At 57.3% G+C, this 19,019-nt stretch carries 22 protein-coding genes; 2 read left to right on the forward strand and 20 right to left on the reverse strand.

The window, feature by feature from the left end; translation table 11 throughout:
• Positions 1-2: 2 nt before the first annotated feature.
• The 11 genes from aroB to BQ4888_RS02800 form a co-directional block, all read right to left on the reverse strand.
• Positions 3-1,088 carry a 3-dehydroquinate synthase gene (aroB, locus tag BQ4888_RS02750; RefSeq protein WP_092053351.1) on the reverse strand — a complete coding sequence of 362 codons (1,086 nt, stop codon included), beginning with the start codon at positions 1,086-1,088 and terminating at the stop codon, positions 3-5.
• 3 nt (positions 1,089-1,091) lie between these two features.
• A complete protein-coding gene (locus BQ4888_RS02755; protein ID WP_092053354.1) occupies positions 1,092-1,610 on the reverse strand; it encodes a shikimate kinase in 519 nt (172 codons plus the stop codon).
• Positions 1,594-2,754: a chorismate synthase gene (gene aroC, locus BQ4888_RS02760; RefSeq protein WP_170232773.1), complete on the reverse strand. Its 1,161-nt coding sequence runs from the start codon at positions 2,752-2,754 to the stop codon at positions 1,594-1,596. Before aroC ends, BQ4888_RS02755 begins: the two co-directional genes overlap by 17 nt.
• An 83-nt stretch (positions 2,755-2,837) precedes the next feature.
• Positions 2,838-5,084, reverse strand: a complete 2,247-nt coding sequence (locus tag BQ4888_RS02765; protein WP_092053356.1) for a type IV pilus secretin PilQ — start codon at positions 5,082-5,084, stop codon at positions 2,838-2,840.
• 1 nt (position 5,085) lies between these two features.
• Complete coding sequence (locus tag BQ4888_RS02770) at positions 5,086-5,619, reverse strand: pilus assembly protein PilP (protein ID WP_092053359.1); 534 nt, start codon at positions 5,617-5,619, stop codon at positions 5,086-5,088.
• On the reverse strand, positions 5,616-6,233 hold the full coding sequence (locus BQ4888_RS02775; RefSeq protein ID WP_092053361.1) for a type IV pilus inner membrane component PilO: 618 nt from the start codon (positions 6,231-6,233) through the stop codon (positions 5,616-5,618). The genes BQ4888_RS02770 and BQ4888_RS02775 overlap by 4 nt, the downstream gene beginning before the upstream one ends.
• An 11-nt stretch (positions 6,234-6,244) precedes the next feature.
• On the reverse strand, positions 6,245-6,808 hold the full coding sequence (locus tag BQ4888_RS02780) for a PilN domain-containing protein (protein ID WP_092053364.1): 564 nt from the start codon (positions 6,806-6,808) through the stop codon (positions 6,245-6,247).
• Positions 6,805-7,863, reverse strand: a complete 1,059-nt coding sequence (gene pilM / locus BQ4888_RS02785; protein WP_092053366.1) for a type IV pilus biogenesis protein PilM — start codon at positions 7,861-7,863, stop codon at positions 6,805-6,807. Before pilM ends, BQ4888_RS02780 begins: the two co-directional genes overlap by 4 nt.
• Before the next feature lie 88 nt (positions 7,864-7,951).
• Positions 7,952-8,146, reverse strand: coding sequence for a helix-turn-helix transcriptional regulator (locus BQ4888_RS02790; protein WP_092053369.1), 195 nt, complete (start codon positions 8,144-8,146; stop codon positions 7,952-7,954).
• Between the two features lie 229 nt (positions 8,147-8,375).
• Complete coding sequence (locus BQ4888_RS02795) at positions 8,376-9,155, reverse strand: prepilin peptidase (protein ID WP_092053372.1); 780 nt, start codon at positions 9,153-9,155, stop codon at positions 8,376-8,378.
• Between the two features lie 11 nt (positions 9,156-9,166).
• Positions 9,167-10,018, reverse strand: a complete 852-nt coding sequence (locus BQ4888_RS02800) for an HDOD domain-containing protein (RefSeq protein WP_092053374.1) — start codon at positions 10,016-10,018, stop codon at positions 9,167-9,169.
• A gap of 199 nt (positions 10,019-10,217) precedes the next feature.
• Between BQ4888_RS02800 and BQ4888_RS02805 the strand changes: the two genes are divergently transcribed.
• Positions 10,218-10,862, forward strand: a complete 645-nt coding sequence (locus tag BQ4888_RS02805) for a putative metalloprotease CJM1_0395 family protein (protein ID WP_092053377.1) — start codon at positions 10,218-10,220, stop codon at positions 10,860-10,862.
• A 66-nt stretch (positions 10,863-10,928) separates the two neighbouring features.
• Here BQ4888_RS02805 and BQ4888_RS02810 read toward each other — a convergent pair whose 3' ends face one another.
• The 9 genes from BQ4888_RS02810 to BQ4888_RS02850 form a co-directional block, all read right to left on the reverse strand.
• Complete coding sequence (locus tag BQ4888_RS02810; protein ID WP_092053467.1) at positions 10,929-11,483, reverse strand: DUF4389 domain-containing protein; 555 nt, start codon at positions 11,481-11,483, stop codon at positions 10,929-10,931.
• A 111-nt stretch (positions 11,484-11,594) separates the two neighbouring features.
• The gene (locus tag BQ4888_RS02815; protein WP_092053380.1) at positions 11,595-12,140 is read right to left on the reverse strand and encodes a nitroreductase family protein; all 546 of its coding nucleotides are present in this window, start codon (positions 12,138-12,140) and stop codon (positions 11,595-11,597) included.
• 37 nt (positions 12,141-12,177) lie between these two features.
• Positions 12,178-13,722 carry a M48 family metalloprotease gene (locus BQ4888_RS02820; RefSeq protein WP_092053383.1) on the reverse strand — a complete coding sequence of 515 codons (1,545 nt, stop codon included), beginning with the start codon at positions 13,720-13,722 and terminating at the stop codon, positions 12,178-12,180.
• A 113-nt stretch (positions 13,723-13,835) separates the two neighbouring features.
• Positions 13,836-14,120 (reverse strand): hypothetical protein, encoded by a 285-nt coding sequence (locus tag BQ4888_RS02825; RefSeq protein WP_092053386.1) that lies wholly within the window; start codon positions 14,118-14,120, stop codon positions 13,836-13,838.
• Entirely contained in the window at positions 14,117-14,368 is a 252-nt protein-coding gene (locus BQ4888_RS02830; RefSeq protein ID WP_092053389.1) for a double zinc ribbon domain-containing protein, read from the reverse strand. Before BQ4888_RS02830 ends, BQ4888_RS02825 begins: the two co-directional genes overlap by 4 nt.
• Before the next feature lie 9 nt (positions 14,369-14,377).
• A complete protein-coding gene (locus tag BQ4888_RS02835) occupies positions 14,378-15,067 on the reverse strand; it encodes an ABC transporter ATP-binding protein (protein ID WP_092053392.1) in 690 nt (229 codons plus the stop codon).
• 30 nt (positions 15,068-15,097) lie between these two features.
• Positions 15,098-16,255 (reverse strand): ABC transporter permease, encoded by a 1,158-nt coding sequence (locus BQ4888_RS02840; RefSeq protein WP_092053395.1) that lies wholly within the window; start codon positions 16,253-16,255, stop codon positions 15,098-15,100.
• Positions 16,256-16,260: 5 nt separating this feature from the next.
• On the reverse strand, positions 16,261-16,773 hold the full coding sequence (locus BQ4888_RS02845) for a DUF2318 domain-containing protein (protein ID WP_176374239.1): 513 nt from the start codon (positions 16,771-16,773) through the stop codon (positions 16,261-16,263).
• A gap of 163 nt (positions 16,774-16,936) precedes the next feature.
• On the reverse strand, positions 16,937-17,353 hold the full coding sequence (locus BQ4888_RS02850) for a heavy-metal-associated domain-containing protein (RefSeq protein ID WP_170232774.1): 417 nt from the start codon (positions 17,351-17,353) through the stop codon (positions 16,937-16,939).
• A gap of 853 nt (positions 17,354-18,206) precedes the next feature.
• Between BQ4888_RS02850 and BQ4888_RS17265 the strand changes: the two genes are divergently transcribed.
• Complete coding sequence (locus tag BQ4888_RS17265) at positions 18,207-18,830, forward strand: hypothetical protein (protein ID WP_140396581.1); 624 nt, start codon at positions 18,207-18,209, stop codon at positions 18,828-18,830.
• Positions 18,831-19,019 lie beyond the last annotated feature (189 nt).

The following is a 19,019-nucleotide window of genomic DNA, read 5'->3' on the forward strand; positions in this document are numbered from 1 at the left end:
GATCACCTGGTTTGAGAAAGGATTTGGGAAAAGAGACGTTGTGGCTCGGCAATATCGTGCAGTCCGCAATCGCCGATGCCGTGATTCAAGACGAAGCGCAGCTTGCCGTCGTGAACCTTTTTATCCCGACCCATGGCGGCGAGATAGGCGTCAAGCGAGTGCGCCGGCGGATCGAGCGGCAGGTCGAAGCCGGACATGAGCGAACGGATTTGATCGACATCCGCTTCCGAACCGAAACCGAGCAGCCGGGAAAGCTCGGCGGCGACGCCCATACCGATGGCCACCGCCTCACCGTGGGAGTAAGCACCATAGCCGGAAAGGGTCTCGACCGCGTGGCCGAAGGTGTGTCCGAAATTGAGAATCGCCCTTACGGAGCTTTCTTTTTCATCCTCTTCTACAACATCCGCCTTAATTTGGCAAGAGCTCTTTACCGCGTAAATCAGCGCATCCGGGCGCAATTCCAGCAGTTCTGTCCGATGCTTAGCCAACCAGGCAAAGAACTCCCGATCCCTGATCACACCATACTTAATCACTTCGGCCATGCCCGCCGCGAACTCCCGAGCAGGGAGGGTTTTCAAGGTCGCCACATCGATATGCACATGCCGGGGCTGGTAAAAGGCGCCGATCATGTTCTTCCCCAGGGGATGGTTGACCGCCGTCTTTCCGCCGACGGAACTGTCGACCTGGGAAAGCAGGGTCGTGGGGATCTGGGCGAAGGGAATGCCGCGCACGTAGGTGGCGGCGGCGAAACCGGTCATATCGCCGATCACCCCGCCCCCCAGGGCCAAGAGGCCGCTGTGCCGGTCAAACCCGCCAGTGAGCAGGCTATCATAGATCTTTTCCAGATACTGCAGGGTTTTGTACTGCTCGCCATCGGGGAGTTCGATCACCGTGGGACGATAGCCGCCCCCTTCGAGGAGGCGCAAAACCCGCTCGCCGTAGTGGCCGAAAACCGTCGGATTGGTGACGACGGCCACCCGCCGGGGAAAGGCTACGGCATCGAGCGCCTCGGCCAAACGATCGAGGATACCTTCGCCGATCCAGATCGGGTAGCTGCGTTCACCAAGGCCTACCGTCAAAGATTCCATCGTCTATGCCTTCTCCCAATAGAGCTTGCGCAAAATGTCCCGGGCGATGGACGCGGGCGTCCCCCCTTCCCCGTCGATGACCAGATCGGCCTCTTCGTAAAGAGGCAAGCGCTGTTCAAAAAGAGCCTGCAAGCGCACGCGATCCCTGGCCAGAGGCCGGCCCTGGCCGGAGCCGATGCGAAGCAGGACGGTCTCCCAGGAAACCCGCAAATAGACTACGCGACCGAGGCGGCGCAAGAGGGGCCAGTTTTCGGCGCGGCCGGTCACCCCGCCCCCCGTCGCCAGAATCAGCGGCGCTTGATCAAGCAGACCGCGCAGCGCCTCGGTTTCGCTCTGGCGAAAAGCCTCTTCTCCGGAATGCTCAAAAATTTCGGGGATGGTCCGGCCACTGCGACGTTCGATTTCCTGGTCGAGATCGATCACCGGTAGCCGGCAGGAATGTCCCAACTCGGCCGCCACCGTACTTTTGCCGGCGCCCATAAAGCCGATGAGGACGATGCCGTTTTTACAGGGATTGGACATGGCGACGATGCCCCTCAAGATGGGCCTGAATCTCTTCCAGGGAATCGCCGCCGAACTTCTCCAGCAGCGCCTCGGCCAGGGTGATCGCCACCGCCGCTTCGGCCACCACCGCCGCCGCCGGAACGGCGCAGACATCGGAGCGCTCTACCGTCGCCTTGAACGGTTGTTTGGTCCGTACATCCACCGTCTCCAAAGGCGTATAGAGGGTGGGGATCGGCTTCATGGCGCCGCGCACGATGATCGCCTCGCCGTTGGTCATCCCCCCTTCCAGCCCCCCCGCGCGATTACTCTTGCGGTAAAAGGCGCCGTCGCCATAGGCGATTTCGTCATGGACCTGCGACCCGGAACGGCGGGCGGCCTCGAAGCCGAGGCCGATCTCAACTCCCTTGAAGGCCTGAATGCTCATGACCGCCGCCGCCAGACGCCCGTCCAGGCGACGATCCCAATGGACATAACTGCCCAGACCAACCGGCGCGCCAAGGACCACCACCTCGACCACACCGCCGAGGGAATCGCCGGCCGCCTTGGCCTCGTCGATAGCGGCAATCATCCCTTTTTCGGCATCAGCATCGAAGGTGCGGCAGGGGGAATTTTCGGCGCGGGCGAAGCGTTCCCGGTAGTCGGCGCATTCCGTACTCGCAGTCACGCCGCAAATTTCGGTGACGTAACCACAGACCTCGATCCCCAGGGATTTAAGAAACTTCATGCAAAGGGCGCCGACCGCCACGCGCATGGCCGTCTCCCGGGCGCTGGAGCGCTCGAGCACGTTGCGGGCATCGTCGTGACGATACTTGATCATGCCGGTGAGATCGGCATGACCGGGTCGGGGATGAACGATGGCGATCCCCTCGACCCGATCCTCGGCCCGGGGGGACATTTTCTTCTCCCAGTTTTCCCAATCACGATTGACGATGGACAGGGTCACGGGCGAACCGAGGGTTTTCCCCCAGCGCACCCCGGAAAGGAACCGCACCTGATCCTTCTCGATCGCCATACGCCCACCCCGGCCATGCCCCAACTGGCGACGGGCCAGATGACGATTGATATCCTCTTCGCACAGTTCGATATTAGAGGGCAGGCCTTCAACAATGGCGGTCAAGGCCGGCCCGTGAGACTCACCGGCGGTTAAATAGCGTAAAGTCATAATCATTTCCTGAAAAAAGGTCCGGGACAACAAAAGGACAGGCCATCGCCTGTCCTTTTGTTGTCAATACGCGCAAACAACGCTTATTTGATAATACGAGGGGTGATGAAAATCAACAACTCGCTTCGGAGATTGTTCTTCTGGGTCGACTTGAAAAGATTGCCCAGGAAAGGGATGGACCGCAGAATCGGCACACCGTTTTCAGCGAAATCATTATTCTCAACAAAAATTCCACCGATAACCGTTGTTTCTCCATCCTTGACCAAAACCTTGGTTTCTGCTTCTTTAGAGTCAATTTCAGGAGCGGCGCCGGCACCAGTGGCTACGGTGGTACCGGGAGAGCTGTTGGTGGCTTTGATATCGAGAATAATCGAATTATCGGGGTTGATGACCGGTGTCACCTCAAGGGAGAGTGCCGCTTCGACCAGTTCGGTAGTGATCTCGTCGTTGCTGACAGTCTGATAGGGAATCATGGTCCCTTGGGAAATTTTCGCCTTTTCTCCATTCAAAGTCGTGACCCGAGGGCGAGAAATGATTTTTCCTGACCCCTGCGATTCCATTGCCGAAAGACGCAAATCAAGTGTAAGTGCATCAGCAGCAAATTTAGCGAACTGAATACCACCACCGATACCGGCTGCTTGGGCCATTGATGCCCCAGCCGGTGGAATGATAAAATTACCACCAAATCCTAAGTTTGAATCTCCAAGCCATCCACTGTTAGCACCAGCATCAATCGCCTCACTAAATGAATCTTTAATACGGTCAGCGTAACCGAAGCCCCAATTAACCCCCAAGTTTCGATTAAAGGTCGAATCCGCCTCGACGATACGTGCTTCGATCATCACCTGACGTTCGGGGGTATCGAGAATAGCAACAAGCTTCTTGATCGCAGTAATAACACTAGGGATATCGGTCACAATAATCTGCTTGTTGCGATCATCGGCCGTCAGCTTACCCCGCTCGGTCATCAGTTCCTTGCTGGGGCCTTCAACGTTCTTGATAGCGGTATAGCTGACGGGGACTACCTCCGTCACCAGGTCTTCAAGTTTTTCCTTGTTGCGGGCGGCAGTGAACTTGGCTTCTTCCATGGAGCGGATTTGCTCTTTGGGCAGCACCCGGACCACGTTCCCCTTCTTCAGCATGCCGAGATTTTTCGTCTCAAGAATCAGGTCGAGCGCCTGGTCCCAGGGAACATCGATCAGACGCAAGGTAATCGAGCCTTTGACCTCATCGGAAACGATGATGTTCAGATCGCTGACTTCGGCAATCAGTTGAAAAATATCGCGCACATCGGCGTCATCGAAGACCAACTGGATCTTTTCGCCGGTATAGACGACCTCTTTTTCCAGGGGCTGAAGGGGCACTTGGGCACCGTCCACCTCAGCGACCGGCGCAGCGGCAAGTTGAACCGCCGGCGCAAAAGAAGAAACCGGCACCGGCAGCGGCACGTTCGAGGCGGTCGCCGGAGCGGTATAAGCACCGTCATCCACGACCAGAATCAGTTTGTTGGGCTGTTGCAGCAACTGATAGGAGACGTCCCCCTTGAGTTCCACGGCAAAACGAACATCCTGCCGCTTGCCGTTCATCACGGTGTACGGGGTGGCCCGCAACATGGCGCTGGGGAAGGAATGTGAGTCAAAAGTCCGACGCAGAGCCTGACTGATGGAAGCATTATTGACACCGAAGCGGACCAGGTTGCCTTGTTTGACCGCCGGTTCAATGGCGGCAGGCCCGGAAAGATCGATAATGAGTTGGGATTTACCGCCATCTTTGGCGAAATTAATGGCGGTAACATCCACCCGGCCCCCGACACGGGAGGCAACAGATGGAGAGGGAACGGTCGAAACCGCCCTTCCTCCATCCCAGATCAACACGATCTGGTCGGCCTGGCGGGCAAGATGATAATTCGGCAAGCCGGAAGCTGCGGCGTCGAAGACAAAACGGGTGCGATCCTGGTAAGTGCCAACGCGAACCTGGCTGAAACCGGCCTGGGCGGCAAAAACCCGTTCACTGAAGGACGGACGGACACCGTAGAGATCGACCACCAACCGCGCCGGATCGGCCAGGGTAAAATGAAGGAACTTCTCCACCTTCCCTTCCGTCACGAAAACGGCGCGCCCGGGTTGCATATCGACCCCGCTCACCAGCCAAGCCGTTGCCGAAGAAGCGGCCGCGGGTTCGGGCGTTTCCGCCGTGCTCAACGCCGAGTCGCCTCCTTGGGTGGGTTCGGCCGCCGTCAGGGAGCCGACACCCCAAACGGAAATGAGCAGAACCAATAGAAAGGACCAAAGGATCCGCCGTCCGTTCTTCTTCATCTTGAAATCCTTCATATCAATTGGCTCCTTCCCGCTTAGGAAGATTAATCTTCTGAAGATTTTCTCGAACTTCCCCGACAAAATCGTAATATTTCTCCCGCACCGAAACCCCCCCGGCGTCCACGCCGATCACTACTCCATTATTTCTACCGACCTTGACGCCTTTTCGCAAAATGTAAGATTTGCCCCCGGGCGCGGAAACCATCGCCATCGGTTCACCCTTGCCCGTAATCACTCCCACCAGACGCAACTGACCCAGTTCGACCTGCTGCAAAGGCGTCAACGGCTCGTCCGAGTTGGCAAGCGGCTTCTTGGGTTCGATTAGAGGAACAAAGGGATCTCGCCGCATGGAAGGATCGTAGGTGAAGACCGGTTGCGCCTCTTCCAGTTGCTGCTCAGTGGGAAGCGGTTTCGCATCCGCCTTGGGCATAGGCGCTTCAACCTTCTTGCTGGCGGGTTTCTTCGGAGGCGACGGTGGGGCCTCCTGCCCACAGCCGGCCACCAGAAGCGCCAGCGCGATCATGCCGACCAATCCAGTGCCGAGCTTCATTTCTTGCCACCTTTCCCGGGTTTCTTACCTGCGTCGACTGCCGTTGCCCCCTCGATAAAGCGGAAGGTCGTGGCCAGGCAATTGACGGCCAGAAGAATACGACCGCTATCGTCCTTGGGGCTCGCCAGGGTAAGATTATTGATGTTGACGATACGGGGCAACTTGGCCACCGCGTCGGAAAACAAGGCCACTTCATGATAGGATCCGACCATCTTCAGTTCGACCGGAACCTCGGCGTAAAATCCCTTCGGCTTTTCCGCCCCGGGCTTGAACAGGGTGACATTTAGGCCGCTTTCCTTGGCCAAGGCGGTAATACTCGTCAACAGGTTGGGGATTTCCTTTTCGTTGGGAAGCTCGGTCAGGGCGTCGTTGAGCAAGGCCTCCATCTTTTCGAATTCCGCTTTGAATTTTGGCAGATTATCGGCAATGCGCTGATCTTCCTGAATCTTGCTTTGCAGCGAGGCATCCTTTTGCTGCAGACCGGCCAATTCCTCACGCATGGGCAGGTACATGAGATAGACAAAGAGTCCCGCAATTACCAGCATGAGCGCCACAAGGATTAATAGGCGCTGATAAAGGGGAAGTTTTAGAACTTTTTCGAGCCGTGGGTCCATGGCTTACCCTTTCATCGCTGGACAGGCTTGCCGGCCGAGGCTTCCACCTTGGCGACAACATTGAATTTGTTGACTCGGACACCGGACTGGGTCGCCTGCTCGATCACCTGAAGCTCAACATTTTTGTAGTTGGGGGAGGCTTCAAGGTTCTTCAGGAACTGGGCCACCATCTCTTCGTTGAGAGCCAGGCCGCTCAAGTTAATAGTACCCCCGGATTCCTTGAAAGCGGTGATCCAGAGCTTCTCACTCAGAGACTGGCTCAACTGATCCAGCAAATGAACCGGACCACTTTTGGCTTGTTTGAGTTTGTCGAGAATATCGAGCTTGCCGACCAACTCTTCTTTTTTCTTCTTGAATTCGGCGACCTCGCCCAGGGTCTTCTTCAGCGCCTGTAACCGCTGTTCCTTGCGGGCAATCTCCGCCTTCATCTCGTTGACCTGGCTGTTGAGCGACGAGTAAACCACGCCGCAGGCGCCAGCGGTGAGAATGAGCGCAAGCAGCATCACCAGCAGCTGGCCGCGTAACTTGTCTTTTTTCTGGGAGGCCCGAATAGGCAATAGATTGATATGAATCATTTGTCGCCCACCCTCCTCATGGCAAGACCCATGGCGACGGAAAACAACGGTCCGATCGCCTCGATATATTCCGGGTCAAAATCCTTATCGCTGACCTTGATCATGCGGAAGGGATCGAGCAACTCGACGGGAATCCCCAATTGCGACCGAAGGTATTCCTGAACATTGGGTGTTTTCGAAACGCCGCCGGTAATGTACAGCTTCTGCACCTTTTCATCGGACGAGGTGGCCGAGAAAAAGTCGAAGGAACGCTGTACTTCTTGCGCGAGGCTCTCGGTGGAATCGTTGACCACCTCTTGAACAACGGCCGGATCGACCTCCTCCACCACCCCGCCCAGCTTGACTTCCTCAGCCTCATCACCGCTCAACCCCAGGCGTTTCTGGATTTCTTCGTTGTACATGTTGCCGCCGACCTGGATATCGCGAGTGAAGACCGACTTGCCGGCTTTGAGGACGTTGACGTTCATCGCCGAGGCACCCATGTTCACCAGCGCGATGATTTCATCATCCTCGAACCCGTAATTGGCTTCAAAGGCGTTTTCGATGGCAAAACAGTCGATATCCATCACCACCGGAGTCAGGCCACATTCCTTGAAGACCGCCACATGGTCATTGACGAATTCTTTCTTCGCAGCGACCAGAATCACGTTCATCAACGACGGGTCCCGCTGATCGGGGCCAAGGATCTGGAAGTCCAGATTCACTTCGGAAATCTCGAAGGGAATATACTGTTCGGCTTCCCACTGGATCGATGCCTCCATTTCATCCTCAGTCATGACCGGCAACTGAATCTTGCGGATAATGACGGAATGGCCGGAAACCGAGGTCGCGACATTTTTGGTCTTGACCTTGAGGCTTTCCAACAGGTTACGGATGACACCGACAACCGCGCCGGAGTCCATGATGGCATTATCGACGATCGCCTCCGGCGGCAAGGGCGCGACCCCAAGGGTCTGCAGCTGATAGCCGCCCTTGAACTGGTGTAACTGAACCAGCTTGACGGAGCTCGATCCGATATCGATGCCGACAACGTCTTTTTTGGCCCTAAATAGCATTGAAAGACCCTGACTCAATAAAGTGCTGAACTACCAATCACACGCCCTGCCCGAGGATCTTGAGCAAAACGCATGCCACCCTTTATTTTTATTCGGGGAAAACCCGTTCCCGGTCAACGAGCTCAAACCCCAGTGCGAAGATGATCTTGCGCATGGTGGCCATCCGACAGGGTTCTCCCCGTTCGATACGATCAACGGTCAGCGGCGAGACCCCGGCTTTGCGTGCTAGCTCGGCCTTGCTCATCAACTGGCTCTCGCGGATTTCCTTGACACGATTGGACATGAAAACTGGCCATCCCGGCAGAGGTGAATTAATACAAATTATATACAATGTATAGATAACTACGCGTTACAGTCAATACAATTTCACCTCAATTACCATTCCAAACCCTTCGGAATCCCGCGACTTTTCCTTCCAGGCACAAGATGATGAGCTCCCCGGAGTGCAGCCACACCAAATGTGGTCAAAAAAAATTTTCATCCTGACCGATTCCGCAAACAGGCAGGGTGAATCAAAGAAACCTTTGCAGATACCAATCGGCCAGAAGCTCCCCCCAAAACAGCCAGATCACGGCCCCTCCCGCCAAAAAAGGGCCAAAGGGAATCGCCAGCTTACCGTCGGCGCCCTTGATCAGCATCAACGGTACGCCGACCAGGGTGCCGAGAAGCGAAGAGACAAAGATGATCGGCAGCACCGCTTTCCAGCCGAGAAAGGCCCCGAGCATGGCCAAGAGCTTGATATCCCCGCCCCCCATCCCTTCTTTCTTGGTCAGAAATTCGTAGCTGACCGCCACCAGAAAGAGACTGCCGCCACCGAGAAGAATGCCGAGCAGAGAATCGCTCCAGCTCACCCAGGGAAGCAGGAAGGAAGCGCCGAAGCCGAGGACGATCCCCGGCAGACTGATGACATCGGGAATAATCTGAAGGTCGAGATCGATAAAGGTGATGGTGACAAGCAGTGCGACGAAAACCCAGAAGACCACCGTAGCCCAGTGGATTCCGAAATAATAGAGGACCATCGCGAAAAGCAGCCCGGTCAAGGCTTCGACCAGGGCGTAGCGGATCGGAATCCGCACCTGACAGCTGGCGCAACGGCCGCGCAGGAAAATCCAGCTGAGGATGGGAATGTTCTGATACCAGCGGATCGGCCCGCCACAGCGGGGACAGCGGGAACGGGGGGAAACGATCGACTCGCCGGCGGGAATACGATAGATGCAGACGTTGAGAAAGGATCCGACCACCGCGCCGAGCACGAAAGCGAAGCCGAGCAGCAGGTAATACTCTAATGGCATGAAAATCTCCGTCAGTCGAAAAATACCGAGGTATTTTCCTGAAAAATCGTCTCCAGATCAGCCAGCATCTTTTTCATCTGTCCATAGGGGATACCGAGGCTCAAGGCCCCGGGAACCTGGGATAGTCTCATTTCGGTGTCGGGCCTGGCCTGGCCGATGCCGAGGGCGCGGCAGAGACTGCCGGCAACATTTACTGTGGCCGCCAGGCGATAGGCGGCCGGGTAGACACCCGGAGAGAAGTCGAGGCGGTCATGATGCAAGGTCGCCTGAATGAAGGTGGGGTTGAATTTCCACTTTTCCAGCACGGCGGCGCTGAGCATGGCGTGGGGAAAATGAAACCATTCCCTTTCGAGCGCATCCGCTTGCGCTTCGCCGGCATCGACCAGAGCCAGCAAGCGCTGATAACGGGCGGGGTCGAAATCGTACATCACCAGCTTGCCGATGTGCCGGAAGAGACCGGCGAGAAAGGCCTCTTCCGCATTGGTCGAGTTAAAATCCCGGGCAACCAACCGGGCCGCCAGGGCGCAGCCAACGGCATCCTCCCAGAGACGCTTTTGGATCGGGCCGGGATCGCTGCCGAAAGATTTCAGGCTGGCGGTGAGAACCAGACTGCGCAACGCCTCTTCCCCCAGGATCACCACCGCTCGCGGAATCGTGGAGACTTCGGTCCGCACGCCGTAAAAAGCAGAATTGGCCATGCTCAGCAAACGGCCCGAGAGAACCGGGTCGCAGGCGATCAGCCCGGCCAGGGATTCCGCTGTGTAGTCCACTGATTGCAACATTTCTAGAACACGGGAAGCCACTGCCGGCATGGGCGGCAGGTTATACATCGATTCGACGATTTCACAGAGTTGGTCGGCCATGGGATCCTCCCTCGAAAATTGTATTCACATGTCAACAGATGATTCTAAAGGCGCTATGCAAACTTTGCTCCCATCGGCGCAATTTCCTAAGAGAAGGAAATCTTCGTGCCTCTTTTTCTCGTCGCGGGTTGATTTTAATCGACGAAAAGGGTTAATCTGTAAATAGAATACTCACTTTAGCAGCAGAGCAGGCCGACCTATGGCGGAAATCAGCGAAGCGACAACCTATCCGGTCAATCCCCTCGCGGGATACCCGCGCCATCCCGCGACCGAGCAGGAGCAAGGAACCGGCACCTCTAGTCGCCGGGAAACCGGGAGCGGAGATGCCGCCTCCTTCCCCTCTTCGGCCACAGACAAGGTTACCATTAGCCGCGAAGCGCAACAGATTATGCAGCTGGCCAGCGCCGATCGCCGCGTCCGAGCTCACGAAGCCGCCCACTCCGCCGCCGGGGGGCAATATGCCGGTGGCCCGAGCTACAGCTATAAGCAAGGACCGGACGGCAAACGCTATGCCGTCGCCGGCGAAGTCCCCATCGATGTTTCGCCCGTTTCCGGCGACCCGCAAGCGAGCATCCAGAAAGCCCGGGTGGTACGCTCCGCCGCTCTCGCCCCGGCCGACCCCTCTCCGCAAGACCGGCAGGTCGCGGCGGCGGCGATGCGCATGGAAATGAAGGCCCAATCCGACCTGCAAGCCATGCGCCGTGAGGAAACAACCCAGGAAACCCAGGGACCGGAAAGCATTCGGAGCCGAGAGGAAAGGAGTGACGAAACCGCCGATTCCCAGCAAGCCTCCGGAACAAACCCGCCGCCGGCCGAGACCCGCTCCATCCGCCTGTACGCCTGAAGTTATTGTCTGCCCCCTGAAAAAACAGCCTGTCTGGAATCTTCCGGACAGGCTGTTTGCATTTTCTCAGAACCGGGCTTCGGAATCCGGTGGCTCGATCTCCCCCGGGAAGCGCGTGAAGGGATAAGGCCGCTCATTCTCATTGAGCGTCAGGTAGCGGATGACGCGGTAGGAATAATCGGCCACCCGCGAACCGAATTTGCGCAACGGCTCGCTGGGAGTGCCGGTCACCAGCAGATAGAGATACTGACCGAGCACCGTCACCTGCACAACAAGCCGCAGAATCTCGAAGACCAGCAGGAAAAGGATGGCATAAAGCAGGCGCAGCAGGATTTTCAGGCGACTTACGGTCGGGCCTGAAACCGATGTGGTGGATGCCGTTTCGCCACTTGCGGCCGCGCCGGAAGCGGGAATGAACCAGCGCCCTTGCTCTTTGCGGGCATGGGGAATCTCCCCGTCGCGCAGCAGCTTGCGCAACGGTTCGCCGGGATTTTGACCGTCATCCGGCAAGAGCCCGGCCTCGTTCAGAAGCCGGGCGGCATCGGCGACCGCCAGTCCTTCCAGGTCTTGCTTGCGCAGATAGTCGTCGATAAATCTGATGATTTCGTGCTGATCCGTCATGTTGCCCTCCCAGAAAAGAATGATATGCCGGCAAAACGGCCGGAACAGCATAGCGTTCCTGGTTAGCAATTTCAAACAAAGAGCGCAACGGATGGGAAAAAACAGCGAAATCTACTCTTTTTCGCTCCAGGGCCGGCCGTGATGATTCAAGGCCACGCGATCGAAATGGAGGTTCTGGCGGGGATGGGGAGCCTTCTCCTCGGCCGGATAGCCGATCCCGACCATCGCCTCGACCTGAAAGGTTGCGGGCAAGCCGAGAAGCTGCACCAGATAATCGTTGGCGCTGAGTGCGGCATCATGACGGCGCTGACGGATCTGCACCCAACAGCTTCCCAACCCCAGGGAGGCGGCGGTCAGATGGAGGATGACCGAGGCGATGGAGCAGTCCTCGACCCAGACATCGGAAAGGGAGGGATCGGCACAGACGACGATAACCAAGGGGGCCTCGGCGAGAAAAGCGGAGCCGTGTTCCTTGGCCGCGGCCACTTCCTTGAGCAGCGCCGGATCATCGACGACGACGAAGTGCCAGGGATCGAATCCTCGGGAGGAGGGAGAACGGAGCATCGCCTCCACCAGCTGCGCGGTCTTTTCCGGTGGCACCGGTGTCGGCTGGAATTTGCGGATACTGCGGCGTTGCCGCAAGAGTTCGAGAAACATTGTCACCTCACTTGAAAGATAAATTCCAACATCTTGTTCATTCGATGATTTTCGCCCGGACAACAGCCCCGCGCACGCCCTGCTGAACGGCCCGATCGCTCAAGGGACCGATCCCCGTCTTCACCCGCGCCCCCCGCCCGGGAGCCAGGGTGCCGGAAAGATCAAAGGTGGCCTGCCGCCGCTTTCCTCCGTTATCAACGTACTGCACCTGATAACGGATGGCGGTCACCGGCAGCTGGGTGGGGTTGGAGATCTCCGCGACCAGATAGCCGGAGGCGTCGCGCTTCAGCGCCAGCTTCAGATACTTTTGCGGATTGTCTGCCAGATCGAGGCGGGCCAGGGAACCGGCGGCGGCCTTCCCCTCGGGGGAATTGGAACCGGCGGCGGCGGCGAAATACTGCTTCGCCTTGTTCCGGTCCCCTTGGGCCAGGGTCAGTTCTCCCAGGGAATTGAGGGCCGTTGCCGTCGGCAGCAGCTTCACGCTCCTTTCCAGGTCGGCCCGGGCGGCCTCCGCCTGTCCCAGCTTCTCCCGCGCCAGACCGCGTTTGGCGTAAAAATGAAAATAGTCGTCGTTGCGCGCCAGGGCGTTATTGTAGCTCGCTTCCGCCTCCCGATAGCGTCCCTGGGCAAACTGGGCGTCACCGCGCAAGGCATGAAACAATCCCTCCCGGGGCTCGATCTGCAAGGCCTTCTCGGCCAGAGCCAGCGCCTGGGCCGGCTCCTTTTTTTGCAGCGCTTCCCGCCCCTTGTCGTGGGCGGCATAGGCTTCGCGGCTCTTGAGCAGACCGGCGACCTTCTGCCGGTAGCGCACCTCCCCGCGATCGCCGCCGGGGGGAAACTCCTTGAGGGATTCGCGGTTGGCCAACACCCGTTCCATCGACGGCGGATGGCTGGAAAAAAGACCGGAGAGCCAATCCTGATTGCGCCCCTCGGAGAGGCGCACGAAGGTTTCCTGCAAGCTGACCGCGGCCTGGGTATCGTAACCGGCCTTGTACATATATTTCATGCCATAATAGTCGGCTTCCCGCTCGGCATCGCGCCCATATTTCTGGCTGATCAACTGGCTCGCCGCCGCCGCGCCGCCCACCGCCAGGTTGGCGAACTCGCTATTGGCCGAGGCGATTTGGGTGGCGAGGACCACCCCCTGCATCAGCATGCCGCGCTCCATCCCCTTGGCGCCGTGCCGGGCCGCCGCGTGGACAATCTCGTGGCCAAGCACCGCCGCCAGTTCCGCTTCGCTCTTGAGCTCGACCAAGAGGCCGCGGTTGATGGCGATCTTCCCGCCCGGCAGCGCCCAGGCATTGGGGGTCGAATCGTTGATGACCTTGAATTCGTAGGGCAGGCCCCGGTCGCTCACCGCCGCCAGGCGCTTGCCGATGCCGGCGACATAGTTGGACAGTTCGGCATCGACGGTATAATCCCCCCCCTGCATCTGGCGGCTCGGGGCGTATTGCTCGGCGCCGAGGTTGAGCTCGGTCGACTCAGGCACCAGACGCAACTCGTTTTTACCGGTGACCGGATTGACGGCGCACCCAGCCAGCATCGCGAACAAAACCAGCAAAAGAATAAAATACTTGGACATGACCACCCCCGGCCGCGGCAAAAACACATCTTCGGATTAGAAATCTCAGGATGTGTTACCACAGCCGGGGGGCTATTTCAAGGAATGCGAAGAGGATGGAGACGGTGGTCGGCTCAGCGGCGGCGGGAAGCGCCGCAGGCGGGGCAGTAGCTCCAGTCTTCGGCAAGGATCGCGCTGCAAGAGCAGCGGGAAGCGGCGCGCCGCCGGCACTGGCGCAATTTGAGGATGCCGATGAGGAGCAACAAGAGAGGGAGAAGAAGGAGCATGCCCTGTTCAAAGGGACCGAACAGGCCGAAGCCGCGCAGAGTGCAGCGCCCACGGCAATAGCCCTGATAGTTGTAAGCGAAGACCGTCAGGGCCGCTGCGGCCAGGGTCAAGGGGATAAGGAAGCGTTTCACCGGCGCTCTCCGGGCCGTCCGCAAAAAGGACAGAAACGATGGCCGAGCGCGTGCCGCCGACCGCACCCCGAACAGACTTCGCGTAACAGGGTCCGGCAATGAGGGCAGATCAACCAGTCCCCCGCCACCAGCCGGGTGCAACCGGGGCAGGATTCTGCTGGCGGCGGCAGCGGCTCGCGGCTTTTCTCCAACTCGGCCAGCAGAGTATAGACGAGCAAGCCGAGGAGGATGAGCAGCAGCAGGATCATAGGGCCATCCTAGGCGGCGGTCGCCAGGCTTTCCCCGGCCACCCGACCGTCGCGTAACAGCAGGGTGCGATGAAAGTTCCCGCGCGTTTCCGGGTTGTGGGTGACCATGACGATGGTCTGCCCTTCCCCGTTGAGTTCGGCAAAGAGGTCCATGATCGACGCGGCGGTGGCAGTGTCGAGACTGCCGGTCGGCTCGTCCGCCAGAATCAGCGGCGGCCGGTTGACCAGGGCGCGGGCGATGGCCACCCGCTCCTGCTCGCCCCCGGAAAGCTCCCCGGGGAGATGACCGGCGCGCGCCTTCAGCCCGACCCGTTCCAGGACCTGATAGGCCCGCTCCCGCTTCTCGGCGTTCGCCAGCTTCTTCACCGTCAGGGGCAGCATGACATTTTCCAGGGCGGTCAGGTAAGGCACCAGGTTGAAGGATTGAAAGACGAAGCCGAGATATTCGCGGCGGAAGTCGGCGAGCTGTTCGGCCGGAAGGCGAAAGATGTCGATGCCGTCGACCCGGATGGTTCCGGCCGTGGGGTGGCAGAGCCCCCCGATCAGCGAAAGAAAGGTGCTCTTGCCCGACCCGGAAGGACCCATGACCCCGAGAAAGGTGCCTTCGTCGATACTCAGGTCGATGCCGTCAAGGGCCGCGACCACGCCGGCCCGGCTCGGGTAATGTTTGCTCAATCCATTGATTTCGATAAAGGCCATGACTGCATCCAGAAAAAAGAGGGAAGAAATCTACAAGGTTCGTAACGCCGTCGTCGGATCAAGGCGGCTGGCGTGGAGGGCCGGATAAATGGAGGCCAGGGTGCCGACCAAAAGGGCCAGGAGCAGGGAACCGGCCGCCAGCGTCCCATCCCAAACGAGTTGCGCGTGGGCTTCCGCCAATACCGGCAGCAGCAGGCCCGTAGCCAGCATCCCGGCAAGATAACCGAGAACTCCGGCCAGCAGGCTGACCGTCGCCGCTTCGATGAGAATCAGCCGCGCCACATGGGCGCGACGGAAACCGAGGGCGCGAAAGATGCCGATTTCGCGGGTGCGCTCATTGACCGAGCCCATCATGGTGACGAAAACCACCAGGGCGCCGATGAGAATCACCACCATCGCCACACCGAAGGCGAAGACCTGAAACTGCTCGATGGCGTGCAGGCGGCTCTTTACCACCTGCTGGATAGCCCCAACCTTGGCCTCGGGTAAGACGGCGGCGATCTGCTCGACCATCTCTTCCACCGGGCAATCCCCGCACAGGGCGGCCACTTCCACCAGCGAGACCAGCCCCGGTTTGTCGAGCAGTATCTGCGCCGTCGGCAGGCTGGCGATGAGCAGATCGTCATCCTGAGAGCCGGTCTCCCGCAGAATGCCGGTCACCGTGAAGGGAAAACCCTCAATCTCGACCGAATCTCCCGGCTTCAACCCCAGCCGCCGGGCCACAGAATGGCCGGCGACCAGTTCGTTCCTCTCCACCAGCGGCCGCCCTTCGATGCTCCACCAGCGCTTGAGCTGGAACTCCCGATCCGCCGCCACACCCATGAGCAGCACCCGCTCCCCCTTGACCTCGACGGCGCCGAGCACCTTGGGGGCGACGGCGGCGATATTGCGCCGGTTGGGGATGGTCTCGATACGGGCGAGATCGGCCTCGGGGATCTCCCGGGGATCGACGCTCACCCCGCCGAGGGTGATGCCGCCGTAGGAGAGGGAAAGCTCATCGGTCTTTGGGGTGATGAGGATATTCGCCCCGAAATTCTCCATCTGGTGTTGAACTTCGGCGGTCATCGCCGCCGACAGGGAAAGCATGGTCACCACCGTGGCGATGCCGATGAGCAGTCCGGCCAGCAAAAAAGCCAGACGTGCCTTACGGCGGCGCAGGTTGTTGAAGGCGATGGTCCGCAGTTTCATGAAAATCAGATCCTTTCGAAATAACGATTGCCCTGCAACAGATCCGCTTCACGGATAAGCAACCGGCCGTCGCTTTCGCGCCTTTCAAGGGGGGCCGGATTACATCCCCCTTTGACCTCGTTGATCAGGTTGGAATGGAAGCGCTGGCCACAGTTGACGCAAACCATCTCCTCTCCTTCCTGACGGTAGCCCTGCTTGTCCCGGTAGCAGACGTCGCAGGCGTCAAAGGCGGCGCGCATCACTCCGTCCTGGCTTTTCAGCACAAAAAAGTCGATGCTCGTTGCCCCATTCTGGTAACTGAAAAAATGCGCCTGGCCATCGTCGACCTGCTTCAAGGGGATGGCCACCTCGCCGGCGACAACCGCCACCGCCGGATATTTGGTGGCACCCGAGGCCGAAAATTTCCAGGCTAGCAGAGCGACACCGGCCAGCAGAAAGACCCCGATCGCCAGCAGCGGCAACCAACTCTTCTTTTTTGCCCCGTCGAACTGGGCGCGTTTTGTTTCACGATCGGACATGCATTTCCTCCACAAATAAAAATCGCGTTTCAGAATGTTTCAGGCTGATCAAAAATACCCAGGTGCAAGGCGCCCGAAATTCGAGGAGTGAGGCGTACCCGAAGGTACGTCGCAGCGACGAGGATAAGGGCAACGCCGCAGATGGGCGTTTTTCATCAGCCTGTCAACCGCAACAACCGCCGCCGCACCCCTTCTTCACCACCGGCTTGCATCCCGGGCAGGCGCCGTTTCCGGCACTCGCCTTGGTCGCAGGCACCGCACCCGTCGAAGCCAAGGTCGCGGGGTAACCGGCGTCGCTGATGGTCGCTGCGATGGTTTCGGGCGCGACGCGGACGGCGTCATAACCGACCTTGGCGGTCCCACCGGTCAGATCGACGCTGACCTCACCGATGCCGTCCACTTTGTTCAGAGCTTGCTCGATCCGCCCGACACAGGCGCTACAGGTCAGATTGCCCACCTGCAACTCGACCACCGAGGCCTTTGCCGCAACCTCGGCCGGTGCCCGACCGGAAAAAGCGACCGCGCCGGCGAACAGCACCGCCACACAACCGATAACCACCGCCAGACTCCAACGATTCATACTGTCTCCTTGCGTTTTCTGGGAAAGAAGAAATGAGCGGGGCTGCCCCGCGAGCGTCACGAAAAAAATAGGCCTTTTTATGTCATGCCCAGGACGGCAAAAGGAGGAGCACGCCCTCGCAGGCGTTTGCCAAGCTTCTTTACACAGGCCGTGCCAGGTCATTAACTATCCGTTTTTACATAAAAAAGCACCCGGATGCAGATTCATAACCTGGTCCGGGTGCGGAATATTCTGCTTTTGGCTGTAGATTATTCTTCAGCTGAAAGGGTTGAAAATAAATCCGTCTCCTTTTCCCCCTGTTTTTGCTTTAGGTATAATGGTTGCATGACCAATAGATAAAGATAACCCCTTGCCATCCATCAGGGTGATCTTGCGAGCAAACAGTTTTTCTGCTACAGTTCACACCTAGCCACTGGGGAGGAAAACAAATGAGAAGCAATGTCAAGATAGACCCAAAAACTTCTCAAGGTGTCAAATTTGAGGTTAAGGGGGACGGCGTTCTTATAACCAACTCAAGGGAGATCGTGAGGAGTGCTGCCGCGCAAAAGCAAATTAATGCGCTCATAAATTTAAAGTCCGCCACTTCTAAAAAGTGAACATAGCCCCATACCTATTAATACCACTCCTCGCAGGGTATGCTTTCGCTGTTTTTTTTCCCCCTTCGAGATATCATTCAGCTAGAGAAGATGGGCATCGCCTATTTTTTCGTGCAGCCTTTTATGGTCTTTTCCTGACAATCTGCTCAATTCTCATCCACTTTTCCATTCCGTGGTATTTCCCAAATTTTTCAACAAAATACTTTGATACACTAAATCTACTAATTAGCACCATCCCTAAAAATTGCATTGAAAATTTGGATGTAGCAACTTGGGCGCTAAGCCTAAATGCTGTGATTCTTCTCCTTGCATCGGCACTTGGTGCCTTATTCAATCTTCCATATTTCTGCTTTCGAAAATATTTATTGCAATTGCTTCCAGGTAATTTTTCTGAAAAACTATACAACACATGGCTAATGGCAAAATTTGAAATTATTCTTAATTCGCCTTTTTATTTTAGACTTTACATTTATGACAAAGTTATAGAATCGAATGATTTCGCGGTAATAATATCACGTGCACTAAAAAGTGGAATGCCTGTTTCATTTAGCATGAAAAATGAAAAAGTTTACGTTGGATTTCCGGTAACAACAATTGATCCAAGTGAGCAGAGAAAAGATTTTAGAATACTTCCATTTTTAAGCGGATACAGGGAAAAGGAAAGAAGGCAGATAATTTTCACAACAGACTACGCTTATATATATGAGTTAATTGACGGAAAAGAAAAACAAACTGACATGGCTATGGAAGATTTTGAGATTGCTTTGCCTTTATCAGATGTACAATCAGTAAATTTATTTGATTTTGAGATGTACTGCAAATTTAATCCTAATTTTGTACGAGATTTCCACAACCAAAATAAACAAGAAGACAAAATATGATTGGAAACCACTGCGGTCCCATAGTTCTCAAAGCACCGCCAGCTTTGGGCTGTGGGAAAAACGGTAGAGTAGAGAGCAGGTTTTACCCTGCCCTCCCTCATCAAACCGTGCATGCGGTTTTCCCGCACACGGCTTTCCGATGTTCTTCACCGCAAGGCATGCGCCCTCTTCCAACCCGCTGAGGTCGGC

Source organism: Desulfuromonas acetexigens, from assembly GCF_900111775.1.
GTDB classification, from domain to species: Bacteria; Desulfobacterota; Desulfuromonadia; order Desulfuromonadales; family Trichloromonadaceae; genus Trichloromonas; species Trichloromonas acetexigens.

Bases quoted from the DNA above. Each gene is read 5' to 3' on its own strand.
- BQ4888_RS02845 (WP_176374239.1), bottom strand. From the start codon at position 16,773: ATGTCCGATCGTGAAACAAAACGCGCCCAGTTCGACGGGGCAAAAAAG.
- BQ4888_RS02755 (WP_092053354.1), bottom strand. From the start codon at position 1,610: ATGTCCAATCCCTGTAAAAACGGCATCGTCCTCATCGGCTTTATGGGC.
- BQ4888_RS02770 (WP_092053359.1), bottom strand. From the start codon at position 5,619: ATGAAGCTCGGCACTGGATTGGTCGGCATGATCGCGCTGGCGCTTCTG.
- pilM (WP_092053366.1), bottom strand. From the start codon at position 7,863: ATGCTATTTAGGGCCAAAAAAGACGTTGTCGGCATCGATATCGGATCG.
- BQ4888_RS02840 (WP_092053395.1), bottom strand. From the start codon at position 16,255: ATGAAACTGCGGACCATCGCCTTCAACAACCTGCGCCGCCGTAAGGCA.
- BQ4888_RS02810 (WP_092053467.1), bottom strand. From the start codon at position 11,483: ATGACGGATCAGCACGAAATCATCAGATTTATCGACGACTATCTGCGC.
- BQ4888_RS02790 (WP_092053369.1), bottom strand. From the start codon at position 8,146: ATGTCCAATCGTGTCAAGGAAATCCGCGAGAGCCAGTTGATGAGCAAG.
- aroC (WP_170232773.1), bottom strand. From the start codon at position 2,754: ATGACTTTACGCTATTTAACCGCCGGTGAGTCTCACGGGCCGGCCTTG.
- BQ4888_RS02780 (WP_092053364.1), bottom strand. From the start codon at position 6,808: ATGATTCATATCAATCTATTGCCTATTCGGGCCTCCCAGAAAAAAGAC.
- BQ4888_RS02805 (WP_092053377.1), top strand. From the start codon at position 10,218: ATGGCGGAAATCAGCGAAGCGACAACCTATCCGGTCAATCCCCTCGCG.
- BQ4888_RS02850 (WP_170232774.1), bottom strand. From the start codon at position 17,353: ATGAATCGTTGGAGTCTGGCGGTGGTTATCGGTTGTGTGGCGGTGCTG.
- BQ4888_RS02835 (WP_092053392.1), bottom strand. From the start codon at position 15,067: ATGGCCTTTATCGAAATCAATGGATTGAGCAAACATTACCCGAGCCGG.
- BQ4888_RS02775 (WP_092053361.1), bottom strand. From the start codon at position 6,233: ATGGACCCACGGCTCGAAAAAGTTCTAAAACTTCCCCTTTATCAGCGC.
- BQ4888_RS02815 (WP_092053380.1), bottom strand. From the start codon at position 12,140: ATGTTTCTCGAACTCTTGCGGCAACGCCGCAGTATCCGCAAATTCCAG.
- BQ4888_RS02765 (WP_092053356.1), bottom strand. From the start codon at position 5,084: ATGAAGGATTTCAAGATGAAGAAGAACGGACGGCGGATCCTTTGGTCC.
- BQ4888_RS02800 (WP_092053374.1), bottom strand. From the start codon at position 10,018: ATGGCCGACCAACTCTGTGAAATCGTCGAATCGATGTATAACCTGCCG.
- BQ4888_RS02795 (WP_092053372.1), bottom strand. From the start codon at position 9,155: ATGCCATTAGAGTATTACCTGCTGCTCGGCTTCGCTTTCGTGCTCGGC.
- BQ4888_RS02830 (WP_092053389.1), bottom strand. From the start codon at position 14,368: ATGATCCTGCTGCTGCTCATCCTCCTCGGCTTGCTCGTCTATACTCTG.
- aroB (WP_092053351.1), bottom strand. From the start codon at position 1,088: ATGGAATCTTTGACGGTAGGCCTTGGTGAACGCAGCTACCCGATCTGG.
- BQ4888_RS02820 (WP_092053383.1), bottom strand. From the start codon at position 13,722: ATGTCCAAGTATTTTATTCTTTTGCTGGTTTTGTTCGCGATGCTGGCT.